This is a genomic window from Cyclobacterium xiamenense, from assembly GCF_009467825.1.
Taxonomy (GTDB): domain Bacteria; phylum Bacteroidota; class Bacteroidia; order Cytophagales; family Cyclobacteriaceae; genus Cyclobacterium; species Cyclobacterium xiamenense.
This window is the reverse complement of sequence record NZ_WIOK01000001.1, coordinates 1-22,546: the sequence shown is the minus strand read 5'-3', so window position 1 is coordinate 22,546 and position 22,546 is coordinate 1. Positions and strand designations below refer to the sequence as shown.

The 22,546-nt window shown below is 44.9% G+C and carries 20 protein-coding genes and 4 tRNA genes; 6 read left to right on the top strand and 18 right to left on the bottom strand.

Annotated features, from left to right (window positions below):
* Positions 1-170: 170 nt before the first annotated feature.
* The 7 genes from GCU44_RS00115 to GCU44_RS00085 all read right to left on the bottom strand — a co-directional run bounded on the left by GCU44_RS00115 (position 171) and on the right by GCU44_RS00085 (position 4,762).
* Positions 171-791, bottom strand: coding sequence for a hypothetical protein (locus GCU44_RS00115; RefSeq protein ID WP_154852175.1), 621 nt, complete (start codon positions 789-791; stop codon positions 171-173).
* A 640-nt stretch (positions 792-1,431) separates the two neighbouring features.
* The gene (locus GCU44_RS00110; RefSeq protein ID WP_154852172.1) at positions 1,432-3,015 is read right to left on the bottom strand and encodes a fibronectin type III domain-containing protein; all 1,584 of its coding nucleotides are present in this window, start codon (positions 3,013-3,015) and stop codon (positions 1,432-1,434) included.
* A gap of 264 nt (positions 3,016-3,279) precedes the next feature.
* On the bottom strand, positions 3,280-3,534 hold the full coding sequence (locus tag GCU44_RS00105; protein WP_262885308.1) for a GIY-YIG nuclease family protein: 255 nt from the start codon (positions 3,532-3,534) through the stop codon (positions 3,280-3,282).
* A 104-nt stretch (positions 3,535-3,638) separates the two neighbouring features.
* Positions 3,639-3,893, bottom strand: a complete 255-nt coding sequence (locus GCU44_RS00100; RefSeq protein WP_262885308.1) for a GIY-YIG nuclease family protein — start codon at positions 3,891-3,893, stop codon at positions 3,639-3,641.
* A gap of 139 nt (positions 3,894-4,032) precedes the next feature.
* On the bottom strand, positions 4,033-4,278 hold the full coding sequence (locus GCU44_RS00095; RefSeq protein ID WP_154852170.1) for a GIY-YIG nuclease family protein: 246 nt from the start codon (positions 4,276-4,278) through the stop codon (positions 4,033-4,035).
* A 118-nt stretch (positions 4,279-4,396) separates the two neighbouring features.
* A complete protein-coding gene (locus tag GCU44_RS00090; protein ID WP_154852167.1) occupies positions 4,397-4,642 on the bottom strand; it encodes a GIY-YIG nuclease family protein in 246 nt (81 codons plus the stop codon).
* 46 nt (positions 4,643-4,688) lie between these two features.
* A tRNA-Pro gene (locus tag GCU44_RS00085) sits at positions 4,689-4,762 on the bottom strand.
* 515 nt (positions 4,763-5,277) lie between these two features.
* On the opposite strand from GCU44_RS00085, the gene GCU44_RS00080 reads away from it, so the two are divergent.
* Positions 5,278-5,351, top strand: a tRNA-Asn gene (locus GCU44_RS00080).
* Positions 5,352-5,900: 549 nt separating this feature from the next.
* Entirely contained in the window at positions 5,901-6,341 is a 441-nt protein-coding gene (locus tag GCU44_RS00075; protein ID WP_154852164.1) for a hypothetical protein, read from the top strand.
* Between the two features lie 185 nt (positions 6,342-6,526).
* Here the strand turns inward: GCU44_RS00075 and GCU44_RS23445 are convergent, their stop codons facing one another.
* The 5 genes from GCU44_RS23445 to GCU44_RS00050 all read right to left on the bottom strand — a co-directional run bounded on the left by GCU44_RS23445 (position 6,527) and on the right by GCU44_RS00050 (position 12,311).
* Positions 6,527-6,733, bottom strand: coding sequence for an FHA domain-containing protein (locus tag GCU44_RS23445; RefSeq protein WP_154852797.1), 207 nt, complete (start codon positions 6,731-6,733; stop codon positions 6,527-6,529).
* 858 nt (positions 6,734-7,591) lie between these two features.
* Entirely contained in the window at positions 7,592-8,011 is a 420-nt protein-coding gene (locus GCU44_RS00065; RefSeq protein ID WP_206670790.1) for a PIN domain-containing protein, read from the bottom strand.
* Positions 8,001-8,627, bottom strand: a complete 627-nt coding sequence (locus GCU44_RS00060) for a helix-turn-helix domain-containing protein (protein WP_241684788.1) — start codon at positions 8,625-8,627, stop codon at positions 8,001-8,003. Before GCU44_RS00060 ends, GCU44_RS00065 begins: the two co-directional genes overlap by 11 nt.
* A gap of 705 nt (positions 8,628-9,332) precedes the next feature.
* Positions 9,333-10,235 (bottom strand): sugar phosphate isomerase/epimerase family protein, encoded by a 903-nt coding sequence (locus GCU44_RS00055; RefSeq protein ID WP_154852162.1) that lies wholly within the window; start codon positions 10,233-10,235, stop codon positions 9,333-9,335.
* A gap of 414 nt (positions 10,236-10,649) precedes the next feature.
* Positions 10,650-12,311 (bottom strand): arabinan endo-1,5-alpha-L-arabinosidase, encoded by a 1,662-nt coding sequence (locus GCU44_RS00050; protein ID WP_154852159.1) that lies wholly within the window; start codon positions 12,309-12,311, stop codon positions 10,650-10,652.
* Positions 12,312-12,765: 454 nt separating this feature from the next.
* Here GCU44_RS00050 and GCU44_RS00045 point away from each other — a divergent pair, with 454 nt between their 5' ends.
* Positions 12,766-13,644, top strand: coding sequence for a hypothetical protein (locus GCU44_RS00045; RefSeq protein WP_154852156.1), 879 nt, complete (start codon positions 12,766-12,768; stop codon positions 13,642-13,644).
* Positions 13,645-13,896: 252 nt separating this feature from the next.
* Here the strand turns inward: GCU44_RS00045 and GCU44_RS00040 are convergent, their stop codons facing one another.
* From GCU44_RS00040 to mutS, 4 genes are all read right to left on the bottom strand, one after another.
* Positions 13,897-14,697 carry an ion transporter gene (locus GCU44_RS00040; RefSeq protein WP_154852153.1) on the bottom strand — a complete coding sequence of 267 codons (801 nt, stop codon included), beginning with the start codon at positions 14,695-14,697 and terminating at the stop codon, positions 13,897-13,899.
* 323 nt (positions 14,698-15,020) lie between these two features.
* Positions 15,021-15,104: transfer RNA gene (locus GCU44_RS00035), tRNA-Leu, on the bottom strand.
* Between the two features lie 86 nt (positions 15,105-15,190).
* Positions 15,191-15,266 (bottom strand) — tRNA-Gly (locus GCU44_RS00030).
* A 137-nt stretch (positions 15,267-15,403) separates the two neighbouring features.
* On the bottom strand, positions 15,404-18,004 hold the full coding sequence (gene mutS, locus GCU44_RS00025; RefSeq protein ID WP_092171865.1) for a DNA mismatch repair protein MutS: 2,601 nt from the start codon (positions 18,002-18,004) through the stop codon (positions 15,404-15,406).
* A gap of 131 nt (positions 18,005-18,135) precedes the next feature.
* Between mutS and GCU44_RS00020 the strand changes: the two genes are divergently transcribed.
* The 3 genes from GCU44_RS00020 to GCU44_RS00010 all read left to right on the top strand — a co-directional run bounded on the left by GCU44_RS00020 (position 18,136) and on the right by GCU44_RS00010 (position 20,772).
* Positions 18,136-18,675 (top strand): RNA methyltransferase, encoded by a 540-nt coding sequence (locus GCU44_RS00020; RefSeq protein WP_241684787.1) that lies wholly within the window; start codon positions 18,136-18,138, stop codon positions 18,673-18,675.
* A 97-nt stretch (positions 18,676-18,772) separates the two neighbouring features.
* Entirely contained in the window at positions 18,773-19,552 is a 780-nt protein-coding gene (locus GCU44_RS00015; protein ID WP_154852151.1) for a copper resistance protein NlpE N-terminal domain-containing protein, read from the top strand.
* Positions 19,553-19,620: 68 nt separating this feature from the next.
* Positions 19,621-20,772 (top strand): DUF4221 family protein, encoded by a 1,152-nt coding sequence (locus GCU44_RS00010; RefSeq protein ID WP_154852148.1) that lies wholly within the window; start codon positions 19,621-19,623, stop codon positions 20,770-20,772.
* A gap of 754 nt (positions 20,773-21,526) precedes the next feature.
* Here the strand turns inward: GCU44_RS00010 and GCU44_RS00005 are convergent.
* Complete coding sequence (locus GCU44_RS00005) at positions 21,527-22,156, bottom strand: IS3 family transposase (protein ID WP_154852145.1); 630 nt, start codon at positions 22,154-22,156, stop codon at positions 21,527-21,529.
* 178 nt (positions 22,157-22,334) lie between these two features.
* Positions 22,335-22,546 (bottom strand): hypothetical protein (locus tag GCU44_RS23150; RefSeq protein ID WP_206670789.1); only part of this gene is annotated, 212 nt, incomplete at its 5' end.

Genomic DNA, 22,546 nt, shown 5'->3' with positions numbered 1-22,546 from the left:
CTAGCCATGAGCGTGCTGCATTCCTTCAAGCGAAGATGTTGCATCGATTGTTGCTTTCATCTCTCCCTTTTCAAAATGAGTTTTAATAAATTCCAATTGGGCTTTTGTGCTTCTTTTAACCGAAGCACTTCGGAACTTCCATATTTGGTGCAAATAACCCCTTTCATTGCCTAAAAATTAAATCCAAAATGCAGCCCGGGCTCTCCATAGAAAAATTTCGACCATTTGTCATCTTGCTGCCTGAATCCTTCAGGCATTTCTGTGTGAAAGAGACGATGGGTGATTGCAATGGATGGTTCAATGAAAAACCTGTTTTTGAACAGCTTAATATGGTAGCCAAGACGGTAGGTGTTAAAAATTTGAAAACCCTTGTCGATTTTCTGATTATTCTCATCTACAAAACGCTGCCAGGCATTCATTACATGAATTCCCGAATACAGACCTTTCCACCAAAATCTCTGATAAACCAGCGCAAAACCATATTCTCTAATGTATCCCGGAAACTTTTCTTCCGGTGCTTCATAAGAAGCTCCGTATGGAATACCCAGTGACCAGGCATATTTCCAGGTTTTGAGCTCTAAGGATACCACATCCTTTTCTGTGATCCGGTAGCCGGAATTAACCTGTACAAAATCAGGCCTGTTTGTCTCGGCGAAATTTCCAAGGACGAAGAAGGTGCTACCAACAAAAAATCTTTTAGAAGTACTATCCTGTAGGGCGTATTGTGCATTGACGTAAAAGCTATTTGCCATCAAAATGACAAAACCAATCCACCGTATTCTTTTTTGCATGTCTTTTTTTTATGATGATCATTCAAAAGTAGATTAGGGAGATGCCATAACTCGTTCACTTTAGTTAAGAAAGCAGGCTACTTGCGGAAAAAATTTTCCCCAACAGGTTCTTTGCATTCCCCACCTTGTCAGGATGACGTTTTAAAAGTGGTGGAGCAGTTTTTCCTTCTGATCGGCTTGCTTTCCGAATTCTACTCCAGAAAAATTCGCATATTGTCCATTACTCGTCTCCGTAAAACCTACTGCAACTGGCTGTCAAAATGGAATTTTCACGGTTGCTGCACTAGTTGATGGGGCCTGCCGTCATAATATTACCGCTGCTCACTGCATCCCCTCCTATGCGTCCCTCGAAGACGGTCCTCAAACAAATAGCCACCCACTCCGGTACTGCTTTAGCCGGTTCGGCACCAACGGCAGCAGGCTTTAAAAACGTCAAGTAATAAAAGGAACCGGAATTCTCCGCATTGAAAACTCGTACGGGACTTCTGGAAATAGCCCCCCTTAGGAAAGACCGACGACTTGGTGTACAGGTGCGGCCGGGTCAACTCCCTTTCCCCATACGGTACCCCAGGTCCGGAGAATACAGGAGCTGTGTGCGGCTGAGAAGCACCTATTTCATGGGAATACTACGGATCAATCGTTATTTTTCGTCGGTTTGAAACGTCCTTACAGCTGACCAATCACTCCAATTCAGGTTTTGATCGCGGTAACGAACCCGCCAATAGTAGTTTGTATTGGGAGCTAGTCGCTCCGTTTTTTCATCCGTCAAGTCATCGTCCTTTTGCCGATTTTCTTTGTAATACCAATTCTGGTATTGTTGCCAGCTCTCGTAATCCAATGTCTCAAACCCCATGGATCTGGATACCTGCCAATGGGACGCTGCATGAAACGTACCGGTATAGTCGCTCGTAAAGGGACCGGCTTTCAACACGGCCCCCTCGATAGAAACCCCGGATCCCGTTGGCGACATGGCTTCGGGGGTATTCGGTTTGCGTTCTTTTCTCCATACCGTAATGGAATCTCTCAATTCGTTCTCCCGGTGTTCAATGGTATTGCCGCGGCTGATTCGTTTTATGGTGAATTTTGGGTCTTTTCGATCGCCGTCTATGGACACCATGACAAATCCGTACTCATCTTGCGTAACGGTAAACTCATCGTAATCCCTACCTTCAAATTCACCCCAGTTATCGATGGCCCCTCCCGCAGAGGCCACATTGATCCAGAGATGTTTGTGATCCCTGGATTGTCCCCTGGAATATCCGTGCGTGTGTCCAAAAAAGTGAATACTGGGTTTTCCCGTTTTGGTCGAAAATTGTTCCAATTCCTTAACGATCCGCCCCGTAAAATCCTCTTCGCCCGGAATCCAAAGTTCGGACTTAAACGGATGGTGCAATTGCGCAAAAACGAAATCAATTTTATCGTCGTTTTCGGTGTCCGCCAATACTTTCTTTAGCCAGTCCAATTGTTCGCGCAAATCCCGGTACCCATCGTTTGAGTCCAAACCAATGACCCGGGTGTTGCCGTAATCTTTGTACCACCAATGTTCGGCATAAGCAGGGGTCCCGTTTTCAGGCAAGCTAAAATATTTAAAGTAGTAAACGGAATTGCGCTCATGGTTTCCGGGTACCGGGTACACCGGCACTTGGGCAAATAATTTCTCCGCCGGGTTAAAAAAGTGATCTTTCCATTGATAAAATTTAGCCCCATTTTCTACCAGATCTCCCGGTATCAACACCATGGCCAGGTTATCGGGCAAGGATCCGCCAAACTCTTTTTCAAGATAGCCGATGACGCCTTCGTTCAACACTTCGCGAAATTTATCGGGTTGGTTGTAGTCGTACTGCATGTCGCTCATCGCAACGATTTTAAAATCTTTACCATCGCTGGAAAACGGAGGCGTTTTAAATTGAAAAATATCGGAACGCGCATTTCCGGTTCGCACCCGGTAATAGTATTCGGTAAACCGTTCCAAACCGGTAATTTTGACGGTATGAACCCGTGCATCGTCATAATTGATCGCTTCAGAAGTACCCGAAGCGCTTTCACCCAATTCGGGACTGGTGCCCCATTCCACGATACTTTCTTCCCCTTCGGAGGTTTGCCACATGACAATTGCGGAATTCGGCTCCACATCTTGCAGGTAGGGTTTGATCTCTAGGGTCTGTGCCAGGGATTGAAAGCTAAGACCTGCAAACAGGGAGAATAAAATTGCTTTGAATGCCATTTCTAATTTACTCGTTACGTATTGGATTGGTTACAAAAATAGCGCACCAAAAAAATTCCAACCAGGAAATTATTCGGCGCATTCTAAGGTACGATTTTTCGAAGAAAGCGTGTAACCGATACTGGAAATTGCCGGATAATTTTCCCATATCCGACTGAAATAAAAAAAGCCAGCAGCTATCCCCTACGGGCCTAATGCTCGTCGGGACGCGCTGACTTAGGTCAGGCTCCGCTCTAGTTGAACCGACAACCTTCCTGACTACTGTCAGGACACGCTTCCTGGCTGCTGAGGGTTAAAATCTTTACCGATTATCTGAAGGTACCGTTTACTTCCGAGGTTTTTGATCTTTGTTTCTTTCCTGACCGCTTCAGTTCTGTCCGCGCAGGTTTCAACATGAACCATTTCCCAGGGTATGCCTCCTTTTGTGGACTTATTTCTTCCGGAGTTATGACGCTGAAGGCGCGCTTCAAGGTCCTGGGTCTGGCCTACGTAAAAACGATCCAGCGAAGCGGAGTACAGTATGTATACAAACTATTCCATAAAAAAAGCCAGACTGGGAAACCAGCCTGGCTCAACATTCGTCGGGGTGGCCGGATTTGAACCGACGACCTTCCTGACTACTGTCAGGACACGCTTCCTGGCTGCTGAGGGTTAAAATCTTTACCGATTATCTGAAGGTACCGTTTACTTCCGAGGTTTTTGATCTTTGTTTCTTTCCTGACCGCTTCAGTTCTGTCCGCACAGGTTTCAACATGGACCATTTCCCAGGGTATGCCTCCTTTTGTGGACTTATTTCTTCCGGAATTATGTCGCTGAAGGCGCGCTTCAAGGTCCTGGGTCTGGCCTACGTAAAAACGATCCAGCGAAGCAGAGTACAGTATGTATACAAACTATTCCATAAAAAAAGAGCCAAGCTGGATGAAACCCAGCCTGGCTCAACTCTCGTCGGGGTGGCCGGATTTGAACCGACGACCCTCCCGACCCCGGTCGGGATACGCTACCGGACTTTTTGGGATCTTAAGGTTTTCCGATTGTCTGAAGGTACCGTTTACTTCCGAGGTTTTTGATCTTTGTTTCTTTCCTGACCGCTTCAGTTCTGTCCGCACAGGTTTCAACATGGACCATTTCCCAGGGTATGCCTCCTTTTGTGGACTTATTTCTTCCGGAATTATGACGCTGAAGGCGCGCTTCAAGGTCCTGGGTCTGGCCTACGTAAAAACGATCCAGGGAAGCGGAGTACAGTATGTATACAAAATATTCCATAAAAAAAGAGCCAAGCTGGATGAAACCCAGCCTGGCTCAACTCTCGTCGGGGTGGCCGGATTTGAACCGACGACCCTCCCGACCCCGGTCGGGATACGCTACCGGACTTTTTGGGATCTTAAGGTTTTCCGATTGTCTGAAGGTACCGTTTACTTCCGAAGTTTTTGATCTTTGTTTCTTTCCTGACCGCTTCAGTTCTGTCCGCACAGGTTTCAACATGGACCATTTCCCAGGGTATGCCTCCTTTTGTGGACTTATTTCTTCCGGAATTATGACGCTGAAGGCGCGCTTCAAGGTCCTGGGTCTGGCCTACGTAAAAACGATCCAGCGAAGCAGAGTACAGTATGTATACAAAATATTCCATAAAAAAAGAGCCAAGCTGGATGAAACCCAGCCTGGCTCAACTCTCGTCGGGGTGGCCGGATTTGAACCGACGACCCCTTGCACCCCATGCAAGTACGCTACCGGACTGCGCTACACCCCGAGATTTATTAATTAGCCAATATTTCAAATGTACTTTATGGGATTTGAACCCACGACCCTCCTGACTCCTGTCAGGATACCCTACCGGACTGCGCTACACCCCGAGATTTTATTTAACTTTTCATTATTTCAATTTCATTCCGGATTTGAACCAACGACCTTCCCGACCCAAGTCGGGACACGCTACCGAGCTGCGCTACACCCCGAGATTTTAAAAGAAATGCTACCATGGATTGCTAAACATTCCTTCCCGCAATGGAAGGGCAAATTTATACTTTTTTCATGTAAAAAAAAGGGCGATGCTTAAAAAATCATGCGAAAGGCAATAGTGACTCGGAGCGAGCCGAAAAACTCAAACGAACCGATCCACCGATGGAAATTAACTCGCTGATACTGAAACCCAAGTTGGGATTGGTGGAAAATTCACGAAAAATCCGTGCACCCATATTTGGAAAAAAATAAGTAAGCTGTTATGTTTGCATCTCGTTTAAGGAAAAGCCCTCAAAACGCAACTATTCCTCCTTAGCTCAGTTGGTTAGAGCATCTGACTGTTAATCAGAGGGTCCTTGGTTCGAGCCCAAGAGGAGGAGCCTAATATTCAAAGGATTACAGAAATGTAATCCTTTTTTTGTTTTCCGATGTAACACGTTTGTAACACAAATTGAAAATAAGGTAGATTTTTAACTTATCAATATTCCCCATCATTTGGTTTCCCGGTAGTCTTTCAATGATTTCAAATTGATCCCTTTTTCCCAAATACTTTTTGCTCCAATTTTTTGGCTATACTTTTAGTTCAATTTGTCTGGCTTTCACAATTTCACCTTTTTGCAATAGTGCAACATGATCAGCCATTTCGGGGAGGGTGCCAATATTCATTTTACCCCAATAGTTCTCACCGATAGGGAAATCGAATTTGTAAATGATGAAAATTACCCAAGAATTTTTTCTGAAAAAAGTATTAATTTTTGAAAAAAAAGTAATATTGGTAGCCGAACGGAAAGTTGAGTTTATTGGGTTACTCTACATGTTGCTGTTCAAAAACTACAAGGTTTTCAGGTATATACGCAAGGAAACAGATAGCATAAACGCCCTTAGGAACCATGGTAATTTAGAAAATATCTACTTCTAAAAAAAGAATTATGCCTAATTTAAATGAAACTAAAGAAAATGTAATAAATGAGTATACTAGTAGATATCCTAACTGGACAAATATTAGAGTAACTGAATATATTAAGAATTCAGACGATGGCTACTATCTCGTTGTAAAAGCAAAAGAAAATGACATCGAGACAGAAGGAGAAATATGTTTTGTCGATAATGACAATAAAGTGAGAATATTCTCAACAATAGAAGAATTAATTAATTTTATTGGCGATAGACAAAATAAAAAATGGTACCTCCAAATGTTTACTAAAACAGGTATTTCTGCAATTGTAACACTTGTATTATTAGTGACGCTTTGTATTTTAGTATTTAGACCTGGACAAGCAGACCAGCAGGTTTTACAGTTTATTGGAGGAGCGTTTCTAGCAGCCATTGGATTTTTGTTCGGAACCACCACAACCCCTAAAGCAACATAATACTCACTATAGACAGGTTAGGTTTTTCATTCGGCTTGTAAACCCAAGCATAAAATCTTAGTTGCACGGCACCTGGTAAGTGCGTATGAGGTTTGGGTCATTTTTTTAGAGATTTCGTTTCGTAGGTCTTTTGTTACCTTTCCTCTCAATTTTCCAGAATTTATCTTTCAATTTACCATATTCATTCATACCACTTTGTCCAGAGAGGATATAAACCTTCCAAAAAATCCGTTAAACTCAATTTTTGAATTATAAAGCAATGGGGTACGTTTTTTTACCCGGATCCCGTCTACCCATGTTCCGGTACTACTCAGATCATAAATCCAAAGATCATTTTTTTGATTGATAATTACGGCATGTTTACGGCTTACTTTGGTATTTCCAAATTCAATGTCATTTTAAATGGATATACCGGACTAAGCTGCCCCCCCAATCAGGAGACAAAAAAAAATAGCGAAAAAGTAACTGTCAATCCGGCAGATGCTGACCCCTTGTTTCGAATAATCAGGAGCATATTGACCCCTCAAGGTCTGCAATCCGGAGTATGCTGACCCCCCTAAATGGATTTTGGTTTATCAGAGAATCCCCTGCTCTCGGACTGTTCTTCATTCCTCCGATCCTCGCTTCGGCTGTTCCTAATTTTATTTTAGTGTTTAATGCCTCCGGCAGGTGGGAGAAATAAAACCCCTAAGCCAGTGTTTGGCTCGCCTTCCGCCTCATTCCGCACGTTCAGTCGCATTACCATGCTCTTCCTGAACGGCTCCATTCGGACTCGCAGGCGGCTCGCAAATAACCCAGTCGCCATTTTCTATCCCCTGCCCCGGAATCAACCGGGGTTTTTAAGGTTGCTGTACCAGCATGAAAAAATAAATGTGACCGGAAACCTTAATGTGGCATCCGTTTTTTCATCTCCCATGCAAAGGTAACAGCCAGCCAGAACCCGTCATAACGGCCTGCCGCAGGCGCAACACAGGCCGCCCTTGACTGAAACTGTCTGACTTGTTTGTATGCATTTAAGAGCTGATAAAACCTGAAAAATATTCAATCCATTGAACTGCCCTATTCTAGGCCAACACCTACGCCGGTGCTTTCGTTATTTTCTTTTTTAAATTAAAGCATGCAAATAATTGGCTGAATCAATCAGCCCATTATTACGAAATCGATCCAATATTTCAAATTCATCTAAATTGGGGTTAGTTCTATTCAATACCAATGCTCTAAAAGCTTCCAATGCAAGGTCAGTATTTAAATCAATGGTGTCCGTTATAAAATCGTCTGCTGTCTTTGCTGTTAATCCAAAAACTTGCCAGGTATGATGCAGGAAAATCCTTAATATTATTCGTAACGATAATATTCGCATTGGTCTTAATTGCCGCTGCCAATACATGTCTGTCCTTTTCGTCGGGTAATTCTAATGAATTGACAAGTGACTCATAATTATCAACCAATGCATCCGGGAAAGCAAGCTGGGCTTTGCTTACCCTCTTTTTAATCTCTTCGTCGGGAATGCCCTTTCGTTTCATTACGTTTTCCCATTCCCTGAATATTTGCCTACTCCATTTTGGAGTGAAAAGATCGTAGGAAGCAAACCAAAATAAAAGATCCCTGATATCAATCGGATAAATCACATTGGTATCAAGAACACAAGTAAATCTGACACTATGAATCATATAACCCTGATTCTTCGTCAGCCTTCATTATTTCTATAAGCAACTTGCGTTGTTTGGCCTTCATTTTTCTTTTATACTCTATTAAGTCTTGATATTTGATTCTTCTGTGCTTGCCGATTTTTGTAAAATTGATTTCTCCGCTTTCAAGTAATTTTACCAGATGTGGTCTTGAGCACCCAATGAGTTCCGCTGCTGCTTGAGTAGTAATTTCTGTCGCAATTGGAACGATAGATACCGGTTTACCCTGGCTGGTTTCTTTTAGAATTTTAACTAAAAGTTGTAAAGCTTTCACAGGAATCTTTATTCTTTCCTTAGTCTCTTCTATCTCAATTTCAGGGTATTCGGTATGAACTTGATTCAATGCCGCAGCTAAAGCATTATAGGATTTGATGGCTGCTTTTTGTTCCTCTTTAGTAGGTCTTTCTATGTCGTCAATACTGTTCATGTCAATTTGCTTTGTTACAGCAAATATACGAAACATTCGAAATGTAGTTCGTTTATTTCGAAATTCTTTAACCGAAGTATATCTTAAAATTTGGAAGGTACATGAACGCAACTTTATATCGCCAATGGGAGGAAAGGTTGAAGTTGATAGTGCCGCCAGTGATGAATCCATTTTTCTTGTCTATGTTAAAAGGAGATACGGTAACCTGTGGAATTGGAATTTAGCGTCCCATACAAGAACCACCGGGCTAAAAAATCCAGTGGTTCCTAAATTTAATTGTTGTCGAGATATCAAAACACCTCTAGTGGCTTTAGCGGCTTTCGGGCCATGAGATGATCTGCAATCAAATCAATCAAGACCTTTTTGAAAGTAAATTCATCATCTTTCAGGTCTTCAAATTTTATACTGGAAAGCTTTAAACTCCTTCAATTGTTCTCCTACCTTTTCAACGTGTTCGGGGTTTAAACGTGAGTTCGACCTATTTTCATAATAAAACCGTCATTCCGAGAATTAACTTTTTTTAAACACAGAAATCGGGATGATGGTATTTATTTTTAACCATTTAAAAATCAACGTGTTAAAAAAAAGAAAGAGCGACTTCAAATCACCTCCCCCCCGGCCCCTCCTGTTTTCAGTAGGAGGAGACAGGGGGTGGTAAAAATACGTTATCGGTGACTGGGACTGAGCGTAAAGAAATGATCCCTTTAGCGAAGGGCCGGGACCTGGGAGGCTACGAAATCCGCATCCTCGGTGGTGTAAGTGGTGCTCCCCCTCAAAGGACTCTGGCGGGGCCCTCTACACCATTAGCCGAAGCTCTCAAACCTCATGATTTAAAATAACATTTCTATTGGTGGTATATGCTTGATTGGTTTCATTTCAGCGTTTTTCATACGCTGTTCTAAAATCATTATACATAGAAGTTACAATTTGTTTGGGGTCGCCGTCGGTCAAGCTTTCGAAAGAAATGTAACCGGTATAGTTTACTTCTTTTAATATTTTTGCAATTTTTTCCATATTAACAGGTTCCGCAATCCCATCCACATAAACCAATTCTTTAATAAACCAGTAATTTGCGTAAGGGGCCAATTTTTGAATTTCTTTATACGGATCGCCTCTTCTTAAACTACCAATATCCAAAATTAATCCAAACCAATCCGAGTCTACTCTTTTTAAAATATCGATAATTTCATCCGCTTCGTATAAAAAATCATTGTGGTGTTGCATGCCCGCCATTACGCCTGTTTCCTCAGCGTATCTGGCGCACTCCTTAAAGTCTGACACCATCCATTCCTTCACCTCGTCTCTGGAGTATCCTTCGTGTTTTCCATTTCCTGGAAAAATTCGCATAATGGAAGCTCCAAGTTTTGATGATACGTGCAACCAATTTTTTATCAATTCAATATCAGATGCTCTTGAAGCTTTATCTGGATTTACAAAGTTATTCCTTACGCCTGTCCATGAAATATTTAACCCTAATTGTAATGCTTTCTTCTTTAACTGAAACAATGTTTTATCATCTGGTATTTCAGGATAATCAGCAAAATAATAGCCGGTTAAGTCAACTGCATTTAAACCAAGCGTAGAGGCAAACTCCATTATATCAAAAAAGGTCATTTCACCACTTCTTAGCAAGGAATTGAACGTATAGGCATTAATGCTATATTGCAACCTGGACGGGGCAATGGTTTTTATTGATGGGCTTGCGAAGAGGCTGCGAGAACCTACTAAAATCGGCGCGAGTACCGCGCTACGTAGTAAATGTCTTCTTTTCTTATTCATAGTTAACGATCCATTTTTCGGTGCTAAACAACCAGTAACGCTAGCGGTTGGTATACGAAAAGTAGACGATCGAGAAGCACCAAAGCTTCTGTTAAGCACAGCGTTTGATACGAGCTAAAACCCTTGGATTTACGGATATATTGCCCATTTTTTGTATACCCTGTGTGTGCCAGGAATGGTAAATATCGGTCAAAAAGTTGACCGTTCCAACGGGTGAAACCTTTGCCGAAGCATTTCGCCGACTTCTTTCTGTATCCCTACGCGCAGGGGTAACCCTGATGCGATCGGGGTAGCCTGTACCGTAGCCAGTGGCAATGCCTGTTCCATATCGGGATCGGATTGTTCGTATCCAGGGATAGTGCAATTGCACTGCCTTCCCCGTCATCCCGATTACGTTACCAGTCAACATTTACTTTATTTCTCCTCGTTTCCGACTTTCTTGCCCCAGATCGAAAAACCTTCCGATGAGATGCCTGCATACGTAACCGTTGTACGTCTCGGAGATGCTTCCCAGTCCCAGGCACTGTCAACCAATAGTTTCGTGCCATTTAACGTGAGCGTTTGGGAGCCCTCATCAAAAGACCAGGTTCCATTCAGATGCCCCGTTACCGAATAATCCTCCTGTAACGTGATATTTTCTGAAAGCTGCATCGCTTGGTATTCATACCTTAGGGTAATTTCTTCCCATTTACCTAGGAGATCCGCTTCCGTTAGGGTAACATCCGGAACATCCGCATACCGTTCGGGAGCAACCAAAGGCCAGCCATCTTCCGTCCAGTATATTTCCCGCACATGCCCCATCATAACGGCATTGGAAACATTAATTCCTGCAATATTCGGAGGTAAACGACCTTGCGATGCATAGAACCATTTTCCAGAATCCGGATCCTGAAAAATGGAGCAGTGTGAAATCCCAACCCATCCATAACTGCCTGCAAACTTATAGGGATGTGTGAGAACAGGATAGGCTTCCGCTCCCGCTGTGACATTTCCGCCATCCATACCGAAATACGGACCGGTTATCTTTTCTGACCGGGCCACCCGTGTATTATACGCCTGCGCTAACTCATCGTAGGACAGAAACAGGTAATAATAGCCCGTATCCTCATTGTAGATGATTTCAGGCGCTTCAAGTGCCTGCCATCTGTTCGAATACACATCCCCGCGGCCGGCTACCCGGACGCCAAAATCGGGAAGGGTATTCAGCTCCTTGGGTTTGCCCGTGACAGGATCCACCTCAACTGCAGCCAACCCGGAATGCCAGGAACCGTAAATGAGCCAGTGTTCACCTTCCGGAGTAACTACGTAGGAGGGATCGATCGCATTGAACCTAAAATAACCGCTCCAGTCGGAACCCCCATCACGCGCATACGTTTCTTCCCCATCAGCCACCGAGTGGATCACCATTCCTTTATCCTCCCAATGATTGCTAGAAAGATCGGTAGATTCGGCAAGGCCAATAAAGGCACGTTCTGTCCAATATTCATTTCCGTTATTTCCCAAAATCGGGTTAAGCACCACTACACAGTAGTACAGCCTGAAGGTATTTCCAACTTTTGTGATATGCGGAGCCCAAAACCCGTATTCCGGGTTCTCAAGGGCTGGCAAAGCCGGGTCCATGGTAGCCCGGATAGTATTCAGGGCATCTTTTACCCAGGCGGGATCAGCATCAAACACGGCACCAAGATACTCCCAGTTAACCAGGTCTTTGGAACGTCGAGCGGGATAATTCCCACCAGCCTCATGAACATTTCCATAGGAGGCATTCGTTTGATACATGTAAAAATAGTCGCCATCCTTTATCACGGTTGGGTCATGAACATTTGCCAGGTTCCAGTTGAAACGATCGCTCCAGGTGAAAATAGGAGTATAATCGTCAAAATAAGTCGGACCCTGAAAATCCGGGATCAACCCTTCATAGGGTTCGTTCCGTTGTTCTTCGTAATCATCCGGACCAGGGCTATTGACGCAGCAACCGGCCACAACTCCAAGAGTTACTAAAAGAATGAATACAGGATATCCGGTGTGGAGGCTTTTCACATTCCTGAATTTTATACCGCTTTCTTTATGAGCCATTCCTACTAATAATTACTGCACGAAACTACATTTCTTTAATTCAAACGATACTCGTGTGGTTACCGGTCTCCTGCCTGGAGACGGCGGGCCTGTCTGCCGCCGAGCTGGCAACCGGAGCCGTTCGCTATTTCTAACTTCTCTTCCGAAAGATACTGATTTTTATAGGTATATGGTTCCTCCTGCCTGCGGAAGGAAGTCTGTACCCAAGCTGAAGTCTGTGCCGACTATGGCGCAGCCAGTATCCAAGATACCTACTTTTCCAGCGGGTGCAAGTATCTTGCAGGCAGGTCGATATAGCCTGCACGTCCTTACCCATCTGAACCTCTGGAAATACCCACTAAAAAGACTTCGGGAATAACCTAGCTTCAGCCACCAGCATGAAAAACCCGCCAGCTATTGCAAACCTGGCGGGTTTATTCGCTATTTTGCAGGCACATTTACGGTAAATTATACCATGCATCGATTTCTTTTACCTTTCGGCCTGATCCTCTGTATGGCCTGTAAAACCAACAAACCGACCGGCCTGCTCGCACAAAACCCCTCTCCCATGGAAGAGCACATACGCCCGCACGGCAGGGTGGACGGTTCGGACTTTGAGGGGAAGAAAATTCCCCTACCGGGCATTTTTGACACAGAGCCTCTGCTATTGAAGCGTAACGACTTTTCTGAGGATTCGGTAAACCTGCTGATTCATTTTCACGGGAACGAAAGCGTGGTAGCCCATGCGCTGGCAGAGAACGAGGGCTGGGCAGCCGTAACCATAAACCTGGGAAGTGGATCTAGTGCGTATGGAGTTCCCTTTACCAATCCGGATAAATTTGATTCTCTTTTATTGGCCGCAAAAAGCCAACTTCAACAACCGGTTCGGAAAATCTACCTCTCCGGCTTTAGCGCCGGATACGGGGCCATTCGTGCCATCCTGAAAACCAGCAATTACGAAATTATTGACGGTGTCTTGCTGCTGGACGGTTTACACGCCAGCTATATTCCGGCCCAAACACCACTCTCCATGGGTGGACGCATACAGGAGCAGGATCTGGCCGCCTTTGAAAAACTGGCGAAAGATGCGCTTTCCGGCAAAAAATCCTTTGTGTTTACCCATAGTAGCATTTTTCCGGGCACCTTTGTAAGCACCACCGAGTGTGCTGACTTTCTACTAGCGGCTACGGGCATCCCGCGCAAGCCTGTTCTGAAAGCAGGGCCACTTGGCATGCAGCAGGTAGGGGAATCGGCCCAAGGAAAACTCAAAATTCTCGCCTTTGCCGGAAATACTGCCCCCGACCACATCGACCACCTGCATGGATTGTACCATTTTATCCGACTGCTTCAATAGCGAGACGAATCCTTACCTCCGGGCGAAAAAAGCATACCGGTAATTGCAGGCCGTATTTCTTCCCGATATCCGGGATAAGAATCGATACCACTTATCTTGGATTCAATTTTTTGCGCGGGTAGTTAATTGCTGTATTGGACCAGGTGGTAGTGGACCAATTAGGAATTCTATTCGAAGTAATTGGCTTTTTAGTCCAACATCCTTTATTCGTATTTTGTACCGCACGTAATTCCCGGCTTTTTTACTTGGCACTTATTTTTTTTCAATAGCTTGTCCACAGGTGGGGCATTTTTGATTTTTTTGCTGCCCTTGAGATAGTTCGTTGGAAAACCCCGCAGCTAAGATTCCTGTTGGCAGGGCAACAAGACCAATTCCGATAATGGCAATGATACTTCCTAAAAACCTACCCAAGGGAGTAATTGGGTAAACGTCTCCATAGCCAACGGTAGTCACGGTAATAATTCCCCACCACATGGTTTCAGGGATACTGGAGAATTTCTCCGGCTGTGCATTATTCTCCACATAATACATGAATGTGGAGGCAACAATAAGAAGGAACCCGGTCAGAATAAAAGAAACGACAAGCTCTTCCTTTTTCTTACTAATCACCCGATTGATCAGGTCAAGCGCTGCCATATACCGGGCAAGTTTAAGCAACCGAAAAACTCGGAAGACCCGTAGAAATCGCAATAAGCGTAAATCTACTCCAAAGAATGGAAGATAAAACGGAAGAACGGCCAGAAGATCAATGATCGCAAGTGGTGTTAGCGCGTATTTTATATTCCCTATAACTGGCTTTTTATAGGTAGGGTTCAGGTTTGCCGTCCAAAGACGGAGCAAGTACTCAATCGTAAAAACAAGCACTGAAAAATATTCAAACAGCAGGAAATATTTTCTAAATTTTATCCAGATAGGCTCCATGGACACTAAAATTACCGCTACCACATTTAACAAAATCAACGTGATAATGAATGCATCAACGTACCAACTTAGGTCACCGGTGGTCTTTGATACAGACAATAGTTTGTACACACGCTTTCTCATCTCTGTCATTTTTTTATTCGTAGAACAGGGGAGAAAAGTAAGCATTTTATGATAACTTTTTACGAAATCGTACCTAGGTAATAGCCGACAACAAGGCGGGGAAAAAAGAAATTAACCAATTAACTGGTGGAGCGGGGAAAAAAGAAAATAGCGATACGAGCTTTTCCTATAATTTGAGGAAACCGATTGAGGTGTTATTTCCTATTATTAGGTAAAAAAAGGGAAAAACGCTACTTCCAAAAGTAGCTTTAATAGCCTGTTTGGGCATGAAATGTGGAATATTTGTGAAACAAAAATCCCCGTTTGCGCGACGTATTGGCCGATTAAATTTGTACCAGGAGCGGGAATCGAACCCGCACGGCCTAATGGCCACAAGATTTTAAGTCTTGCGTGTCTACCTATTCCACCATCCCGGCATTATTAAGCCCAAAGTTAGGTAAAATCCGGGATTTTACCCTTACCAGAACCCGCAAAAGAAAAAGCCCTGCGTCAGGGCTTTTCTTGGAGCGAAAGACGAGATTCGAACTCGCGACCCCGACCTTGGCAAGGTCGTGCTCTACCAACTGAGCTACTTTCGCTGATTACTACAGGTGTCGAAAAGCAACGCTTTCCGTCGATGTGGACACAAATTTACGCCATAATTTTGAATCTCCAACAGTCCACCGCAAATTTTTGCACCTGCTTCCCTACTCCGCTGAAAGTAAAGCTGGTACATTCATTCCAGCATTTTCTTCACTTCATTCAATTTCAACAAAGCCTCCACCGGAGAAATGGTGTTGATATCGAGGGCATCCAAAAGCTCTTTGGCCTCCTTGAATTTGGGGTCCATCTCGAACAGGCTTAACTGGTAATTGTTTTTGGGCATGTCCCGGATATTGTCCCGGTGCTGCTGCAATTTCTTGTCCTTTTCCAGGTATTTCATGATCTCCGCCGCACGCAATACCACCGGATTGGGCATGCCAGCCATCTGCGCCACGTGGATACCAAAACTGTGCTCACTGCCCCCTTTCTCCAGCTTACGCATAAAGATGACTTTGTTTCCAACTTCTTTTACCGATACATTGAAGTTCTTTACTTTCGGGAAATCCGCAGCGAGTTGATTCAGTTCGTGGTAATGGGTGGCAAAGAGGGTCTTTGCCCGGCACTTGGGATGGTTGTGCAGGTATTCGACAATGGACCAGGCGATGGAAATGCCGTCATAGGTGGAAGTCCCCCGTCCGATCTCGTCCATGAGTACCAGGCTTCGGTCGGATAAATTATTCAGTATGCTTGCCGTTTCGGTCATTTCCACCATAAAGGTGGACTCGCCCTTAGACAGGTTATCGGAGGCACCCACCCGGGTAAAGACCTTGTCCACCATACCGATGCGGGCAAAGGACGCCGGCACGAAGCTCCCCATCTGAGCCATCAATACGATCAATGCGGTCTGCCGCAGCAAAGCCGATTTTCCCGCCATGTTGGGTCCGGTAATGATGATCACCTGCTGGGTGGAATGGTCCAGAAAGGTATCGTTTGGCACGTAGTCCTCCCCGATCCCCAGCTGCTTTTCGATCACCGGGTGCCTGCCGTCCCGAATCTCGATGGAATCCGAATCGGTGATTTTTGGTGCGCAGTAGGCATTGTCAGAGGCCACTTCCGCAAAACTCAACAGGCAGTCCAGGGAGGCCAGCACCCGTGCATTCTGTTGGATCTGCACCACGTAGTCGCCCGCATCCTGCACCAGGAGCTGAAAATACTTCTGTTCCAAAATTACTAGCCGCTCCTCCGCATGCAGGATCTTTTCTTCGTAGGTCTTGAGCTCCTCGGTGATGTACCGTTCGGCATTGACCAGGGTTTGCTTGCGGATCCACTCCGGTGGCACCTTGTCCTTGTGGGTGTTACTTACCTCCAGGTAGTAGCCAAACACCTTATTAAAGGCCACTTTCAGCGAAGAAATACCGGTCCGCTTGACTTCCCGCTGCTGGATCTGCACCAGGTAATCCTTACCGGAAGTAGCCAACTTGCGGTATTCGTCCAGATCCGGATCCACGCCGTTCTTGATAATTCCCCCCTGATGGGTCAGCATGGGTGCGTCCTCCATCAGTTCCCGCTCGATTTTCTCCAGCAGGTAGCTGCAGGTGGTGAGGCGGTCCGCTAGCTTTTTTAAGGGCCCGTTTTCCTGGGTGGAAAGCAACTCCTTGATGGGCAGGGTACTTTTGAGGGCCTTTCGCAGGTGGTTCATTTCCCGGGGATTGATGCGACCCACCGCCACTTTTGAAATCAGGCGCTCCAGGTCTCCGATTTGCTTGAGGTGGGAAAACAACTCTTCGCGAAGCTCCGGCTTTTCGTAAAAAAACCGTACCACTTGCTGCCTTTCTTCAATGGGCTGCTTTTCCTTGAGGGGCAACACCATCCACTGTTTCAGCATCCGGCTACCCATGGGGGTCTGGGTTTTGTCCAGAATCTGTATAAGCGGCACCCCGCCTTCCTGCTGGGGGTAAATAAGCTCCAGGTTACGTATGGTAAACTTGTCCAACCAAACGTACTTTTCCTCCGCTATGCGTGAGATCGAAGCAATGTGTTTTACTTCCTTGTGTTCGGTCTCTTCCAGGTAATAGAGAACGGCCCCGGCGGCGATGGTCCCCAACACCTGGTTTTCGATACCAAATCCTTTGAGGTTGGTGGTGCCAAAGTGCCGGACGAGTTTTTCGTAGGTATAATCCTGCTGGTACACCCAATCCTCACAATGAAAGGTGGTAAAGTCGTTTTTTAACAGCGTTCCAGCCAGGGTTCGGGCAGCCTTGGAATGGATGACCTCCGAGGGATTAAAACTTTGCAACAGTTTTTCTATGTACGATTGGTTGCCCTCGGCACACATAAATTCACCCGTGGAAAGGTCCAAAAAAGCAATCCCCAACCGATCCCCGGCAAAATGAATGCTGGCCAAAAAATTATTCCGGCGCTTATCCAGCACGTTATCGTTGTAGGCCAATCCAGGCGTCACCAGTTCCGTCACCCCACGCTTGACGATACCCTTTACCTCCCGTGGATCTTCGAGCTGATCGCAGATGGCCACCCGATTGCCGGCCCGTACCAATTTGGGCAAATAGGCATCCAGGGAATGGTGGGGAAATCCCGCCAATTCAATGTGCGAGGCGGCTCCGTTTGCCCGTTTGGTCAGTACAATATCCAGGATTTTGCTGGCCTTGATGGCATCCTCGCCAAAGGTTTCGTAAAAATCCCCTACCCGAAACAGCAGAATCGCTCCGGGATGTTTTGCCTTGATGGCATTGTATTGTTTCATCAAAGGGGTTTCCTTTACTGCTGCTTTTGCCATGCGGGGTTCGCGTTTTAAAATAAACCCTGAATTTACTTCATCCTTCCCATAAACAAAAATAGCGGTTCGAAATAAGGACTTTCTACTCTTTCCGATAAGCCCTACCTTTGTGTACCAAACCCCATCGGAACATGAAAAAACGAAGCATGGATGAAATGGATCGCTTATCCATAGAAGCATTCAAGGAAGCCGATAAAAACCCCATTGTGCTCGTGCTGGACAATGTACGCAGCCTGAACAACGTGGGTTCGGCCTTTCGCACCGCCGATGCCTTTCTGGTAGAAAAAATATACCTCTGTGGCATTACCGGTACGCCTCCCCACCGCGAAATCCACAAAACCGCACTGGGCGCCACCGAGTCGGTGTCCTGGGAATACCGCGAACACACCCTGGAGCTGATCCGGGAGCTCCGCAAATCCGGCTACCGGGTCTGTGCGCTGGAGCAGGCAGCGCACAGCACCCCGCTGCACCGCTTCCAGGCAAAGCCCAATCAGCCCTATGCCCTGGTTTTTGGGAACGAAGTATTTGGCGTACATGAAGAGGTGTTGCTTGCTGCCGATCATGTGTTGGAAATTCCCCAGCTGGGTACCAAGCATTCCCTCAACATTTCTGTTACTATTGGTATTGCCTTGTGGGACCTGGTCTGCAAAACCGAGGGGTTGGAAAAGTGAATTTAGTTTATCCGCAAATATTGGATATCTTAAAAGAACTTTGCCTTAAATGGTCCGTTTAAAGTCAAAGAGACCAAACCTAAACACTACATAATCCATGAAAACTTTTCTTTCTGTTATGGCTGTTTTTTGTTTTGCCTGCATCCTCAGCAGCTGTAAAACCGGGCAGCCCCTTCCTACCGGAGATACCAGTGAAAATGCCCTGGATTGGGAAGGTACCTATAAAGGCATCCTTCCTTGTGCGGATTGTGAGGGAATCGCCACATCCATCCGGCTTGATCAGGAAGGTAAATACGTGAAAGTGACTCGTTATATAGGAAAAAGTGAGGAGGAATTCCGGCAGGAAGGCCGCTTTGAATGGAATCCTGAGGGAAATACCATTGCCTTATCCGGCATGGACAACGCACCGAATCAATACCTGGTAGGTGAAAATCAACTTTTTCACCTGGACGGGGAAGGGAAAAGAATAAGCGGAGATCTGGCAAATTCCTACGTGCTGAAAAAAGTTGTTGCCAAAACAGACCATCCTCTGCTCCAAACCAAATGGATGCTAACAAACATGGAAAAATTTCCGGAAGAAGACTGGACTCCGGGAGATATCTTTGTTTTTCTGGAGGAAGAAAGCAACCGCCTGCATGGCTATGGCGGCTGCAATAATTTTTTCGGTGTATACGATCTAAAAACCGGAAACCAGCTGGAAATCGGGAAGATTGGCAGGACGCAAAAATATTGTCAAGATGAAATGCAGGCAGAGAATTTCTTTTTCGCCTATCTGGAACAGGTGTGGCAATACCAGTTGAAGGGGGATACATTGGAGTTGCGGGATGAGGGGAATAAATTGGTACTTACATTTTCAAAAGCCAACGGAAAAAAATAAAATTTTCCGACTTCTTTAGGAAATCTAAAATTTATCGGCTAATTTTTTAGTCTAAAAAGAAGTTGCTGATGAAATACTTATTCTTATCAGGATTGTTCCTGGTCCTTGCAGCCTGCCAGTCCAAGGAAAACAAATCAGGATCCGGAAATCAGTTTTCGCTTCAAATGGACACAGTGATGGTCCACCCGGGAGAGGAAATCCTATTTCTAAACTCTCGCCTGTACCATGCCAAGCTGACTCCTGATAAAAAATACCTCTATAATTTTAATTATCAGGAATACAGCATCGAAAAGATCGATCTGGATGAGCTGAAATTTGTCAGCAAAATTACCCTTGACAAGGAAGGGCCAAATGGGTTGGGAGCCTACTTCCGGACACTGGAACTTATAGGGGAGGACCGCTTTTTATTTAGCAGTTACGGACAGGACAATATCATAAATGATCAGGGCAAAAAGCTGGAGCAGTTTGAATTTGCCAAAATGGGTTCTGAGGAGGAAAAGCTGGATGAACGCGATAATTTCCTGGTCCCGCTGAGTATTGACGAAAAAGCCAGGCGCTTTGCAGGAATAGTGACCAACTGGGAAAAGAAAACCGCCAAACTGGTATTAATTGACCGGGAGAAGAACCAAATAACCAGCTTTGCTGCCCCGGAAATCGAAAAGGCCTCCAAATTTGAAATCATGCTCAACGATGGGGAAATGAGAATGGGACTGGGCACGAACCGGTTTGGAAAGGTAGAAAATGGTAAGTTAATTTTCGGAACCGGGGTGGGGCATGAGCTTTATGTGCTGGAACCGGAGGCGGAAGAATTCCGCCTGGTAAGCTATGCCAGTGAACTCCTCCCTCCGGAAAAGAGCGGGGATTACCCTGCAGAGGTGAGTAGTCAAAACGAAATGAGGGTCATACACGAGAAAATTCAATCTGACATCAATTTTGCCGCTCCGGCTTGGGACGAAAAAAAGCAGGTGTATTATCGACTGGCTTTCCGGATGGAGTTTGACGACTCGAAACCCATTCCTGAAGGGAGTTTTATGCGGGAAACCAGTGGAGCGAATGTCTACCTGACCGTTTTGGACAAGGATTTCAATCCGCTTAGTGAAGGGCAACTTACCGCAATGAGTAATTATCCTCCTTTTCATTTTGCCAAAGACGGTAAGCTATGGCTCTTCGAAAATCTGGAGGATGAAATGGGCTTTGTCCGGATGGATATTTCCTGGTAGGGGGAATACGGAAAGGCATTGACCTTTGGGGTTTTCCCAACCCCGAAGGTCTTTCCGCAGAATGTACACGAACAAAACCTTCGAGGTCCCAAAGACCTCAAAGGTTGGGAGCAAACCTAGACCTTTGGGGTTTTCCCAACCCCGAAGGTCTTTCCGCAGAACGTACACGAAATAAACCTTCGAGGTCCCAAAGACCTCAAAGGTTATAGCAGAATCCTGACCTTTGGGGTTTCCCCAACCCCGAAGGTCTTTCCGCAGAAGGTACATGAACAAAACCTTCGAGGTCCCAAAGACCTCAAAGGTTGAGAATAAACCTAGACCTTTGGGGTTTTCCCAACCCCGAAGGTCTTTCCGCAGAACGTACACGAACAAAACCTTCGAGGTCCCAAAGACCTCAAAGGTTGAGAGCAAACCTAGACCTTTGGGGTTTTTCCAACCCCGAAGGTCTTTCCGCAGAACGTACACGAACAAAACCTTCGAGGTCTCAAAGACCTCAAAGGTTGAGAGCAAACCTAGACCTTTGTGACTCGTCCTGAAAAAAGTTTACAGATTTTAATTTTATTCATTGTTAGTCCTACCACAAATTTACATTTAAATTAAGTCCGAAAATAGGTTTACATTTACATCTATCAACCGAAGCGTAAATCAGCTCTGCTGGAGAGCAACTGACCAGGAATAGGTTGATCAGATAAGGTTGACCCAGGGCTTTCGTCCTGGGTTGCTTTAAACCTATTCTGTATATGCCTAAGAAAACTCATTTTTCCATTTCGCTTAATTCGCTTTTCTTATAATAGTTTTTCCATAAACGCCTGACTTCTTTATCCAAGGATCCTTCATGGACCTGCGATGGAACCATATTGCCAACGCTTGAGTGCGGTCTTTCTTCATTATAGAGTCTGACAACAGACTCCAATATAGTTTTAGCTTCCTTTATACTATCTATCTGATAATCAAAAAGATATTCTCCCTTTATTATTCCGTTTAATCTCTCCGCAATAGCATTTTCCAATGGATCCCCATTTTCAGACATTGATATTTGAATGTTGTTTTTCCTGAGTAGTTCCACATACCCGGCGCTACAGTATTGAGACCCTCTATCCGAGTGATGAATCAGTACAAAAGCTCTCTTTCTCTTGCCAAGTCCTTCCAAGGCCATTTTTAACGCATAAACACTTTCGATTGCTTCCATCGTCTCCGCTACCTGATAGCCGACGATTTTTCTTGAGTAAGCATCTGTTATAAAGCTGATGTAATAATGGCCCCCTTTTGTCTTCCAGTAAGTAATGTCGCTTACCCAAATGTGATTCGGGCTCACTGGCTCCAGGTCCTTGATCAAGTTGGGATATTTCTTCATCCAGTGATTCGAGTTGGTGGTTACCTCAATGCTATTAAGTTAAGCTTTTTGGTTTATTTTTCTGGTTTCAAAATTGAATAATTTTGATTTTTAGCTTCCCTTTCTTGGCTCTTTATTAAGCTAGGAGCATACCTTTCACTCCCCCTGAAAAAGGCGCTTTAATTTTGGGCGATATGTTGTCTGGTTGACTTTTTTCCTTCTGATTTTTCTATTTATAGTATTGGTTGACCCGGGTAGATTTTCCCAGACCCTTTCTCGAAAACTTCCTTCCTTTTTTTACGGCTACCAGCTTTCGGGCTATCTTAGTTACAAGGATTTCCAGTATTTTTTCCACACTTTCCCGGCTGAACAAGTCCACAATCCTTTTTCTGAGTTGTAAAAAGGCATTTTTCCAGTTGTATTTGTAAATCAATTTCCGTT

Bases quoted from the DNA above. Each gene is read 5' to 3' on its own strand.
- GCU44_RS00115 (WP_154852175.1), bottom strand. From the start codon at position 791: ATGCAAAAAAGAATACGGTGGATTGGTTTTGTCATTTTGATGGCAAAT.
- GCU44_RS00110 (WP_154852172.1), bottom strand. From the start codon at position 3,015: ATGGCATTCAAAGCAATTTTATTCTCCCTGTTTGCAGGTCTTAGCTTT.
- GCU44_RS00095 (WP_154852170.1), bottom strand. From the start codon at position 4,278: ATGGAATATTTTGTATACATACTGTACTCCGCTTCCCTGGATCGTTTT.
- GCU44_RS00090 (WP_154852167.1), bottom strand. From the start codon at position 4,642: ATGGAATATTTTGTATACATACTGTACTCTGCTTCGCTGGATCGTTTT.
- GCU44_RS00075 (WP_154852164.1), top strand. From the start codon at position 5,901: ATGCCTAATTTAAATGAAACTAAAGAAAATGTAATAAATGAGTATACT.
- GCU44_RS00065 (WP_206670790.1), bottom strand. From the start codon at position 8,011: ATGATTCATAGTGTCAGATTTACTTGTGTTCTTGATACCAATGTGATT.
- GCU44_RS00060 (WP_241684788.1), bottom strand. From the start codon at position 8,627: ATGGATTCATCACTGGCGGCACTATCAACTTCAACCTTTCCTCCCATT.
- GCU44_RS00055 (WP_154852162.1), bottom strand. From the start codon at position 10,235: ATGAATAAGAAAAGAAGACATTTACTACGTAGCGCGGTACTCGCGCCG.
- GCU44_RS00050 (WP_154852159.1), bottom strand. From the start codon at position 12,311: ATGGCTCATAAAGAAAGCGGTATAAAATTCAGGAATGTGAAAAGCCTC.
- GCU44_RS00045 (WP_154852156.1), top strand. From the start codon at position 12,766: ATGCATCGATTTCTTTTACCTTTCGGCCTGATCCTCTGTATGGCCTGT.
- GCU44_RS00040 (WP_154852153.1), bottom strand. From the start codon at position 14,697: ATGACAGAGATGAGAAAGCGTGTGTACAAACTATTGTCTGTATCAAAG.
- mutS (WP_092171865.1), bottom strand. From the start codon at position 18,004: ATGGCAAAAGCAGCAGTAAAGGAAACCCCTTTGATGAAACAATACAAT.
- GCU44_RS00020 (WP_241684787.1), top strand. From the start codon at position 18,136: ATGAAAAAACGAAGCATGGATGAAATGGATCGCTTATCCATAGAAGCA.
- GCU44_RS00015 (WP_154852151.1), top strand. From the start codon at position 18,773: ATGAAAACTTTTCTTTCTGTTATGGCTGTTTTTTGTTTTGCCTGCATC.
- GCU44_RS00010 (WP_154852148.1), top strand. From the start codon at position 19,621: ATGAAATACTTATTCTTATCAGGATTGTTCCTGGTCCTTGCAGCCTGC.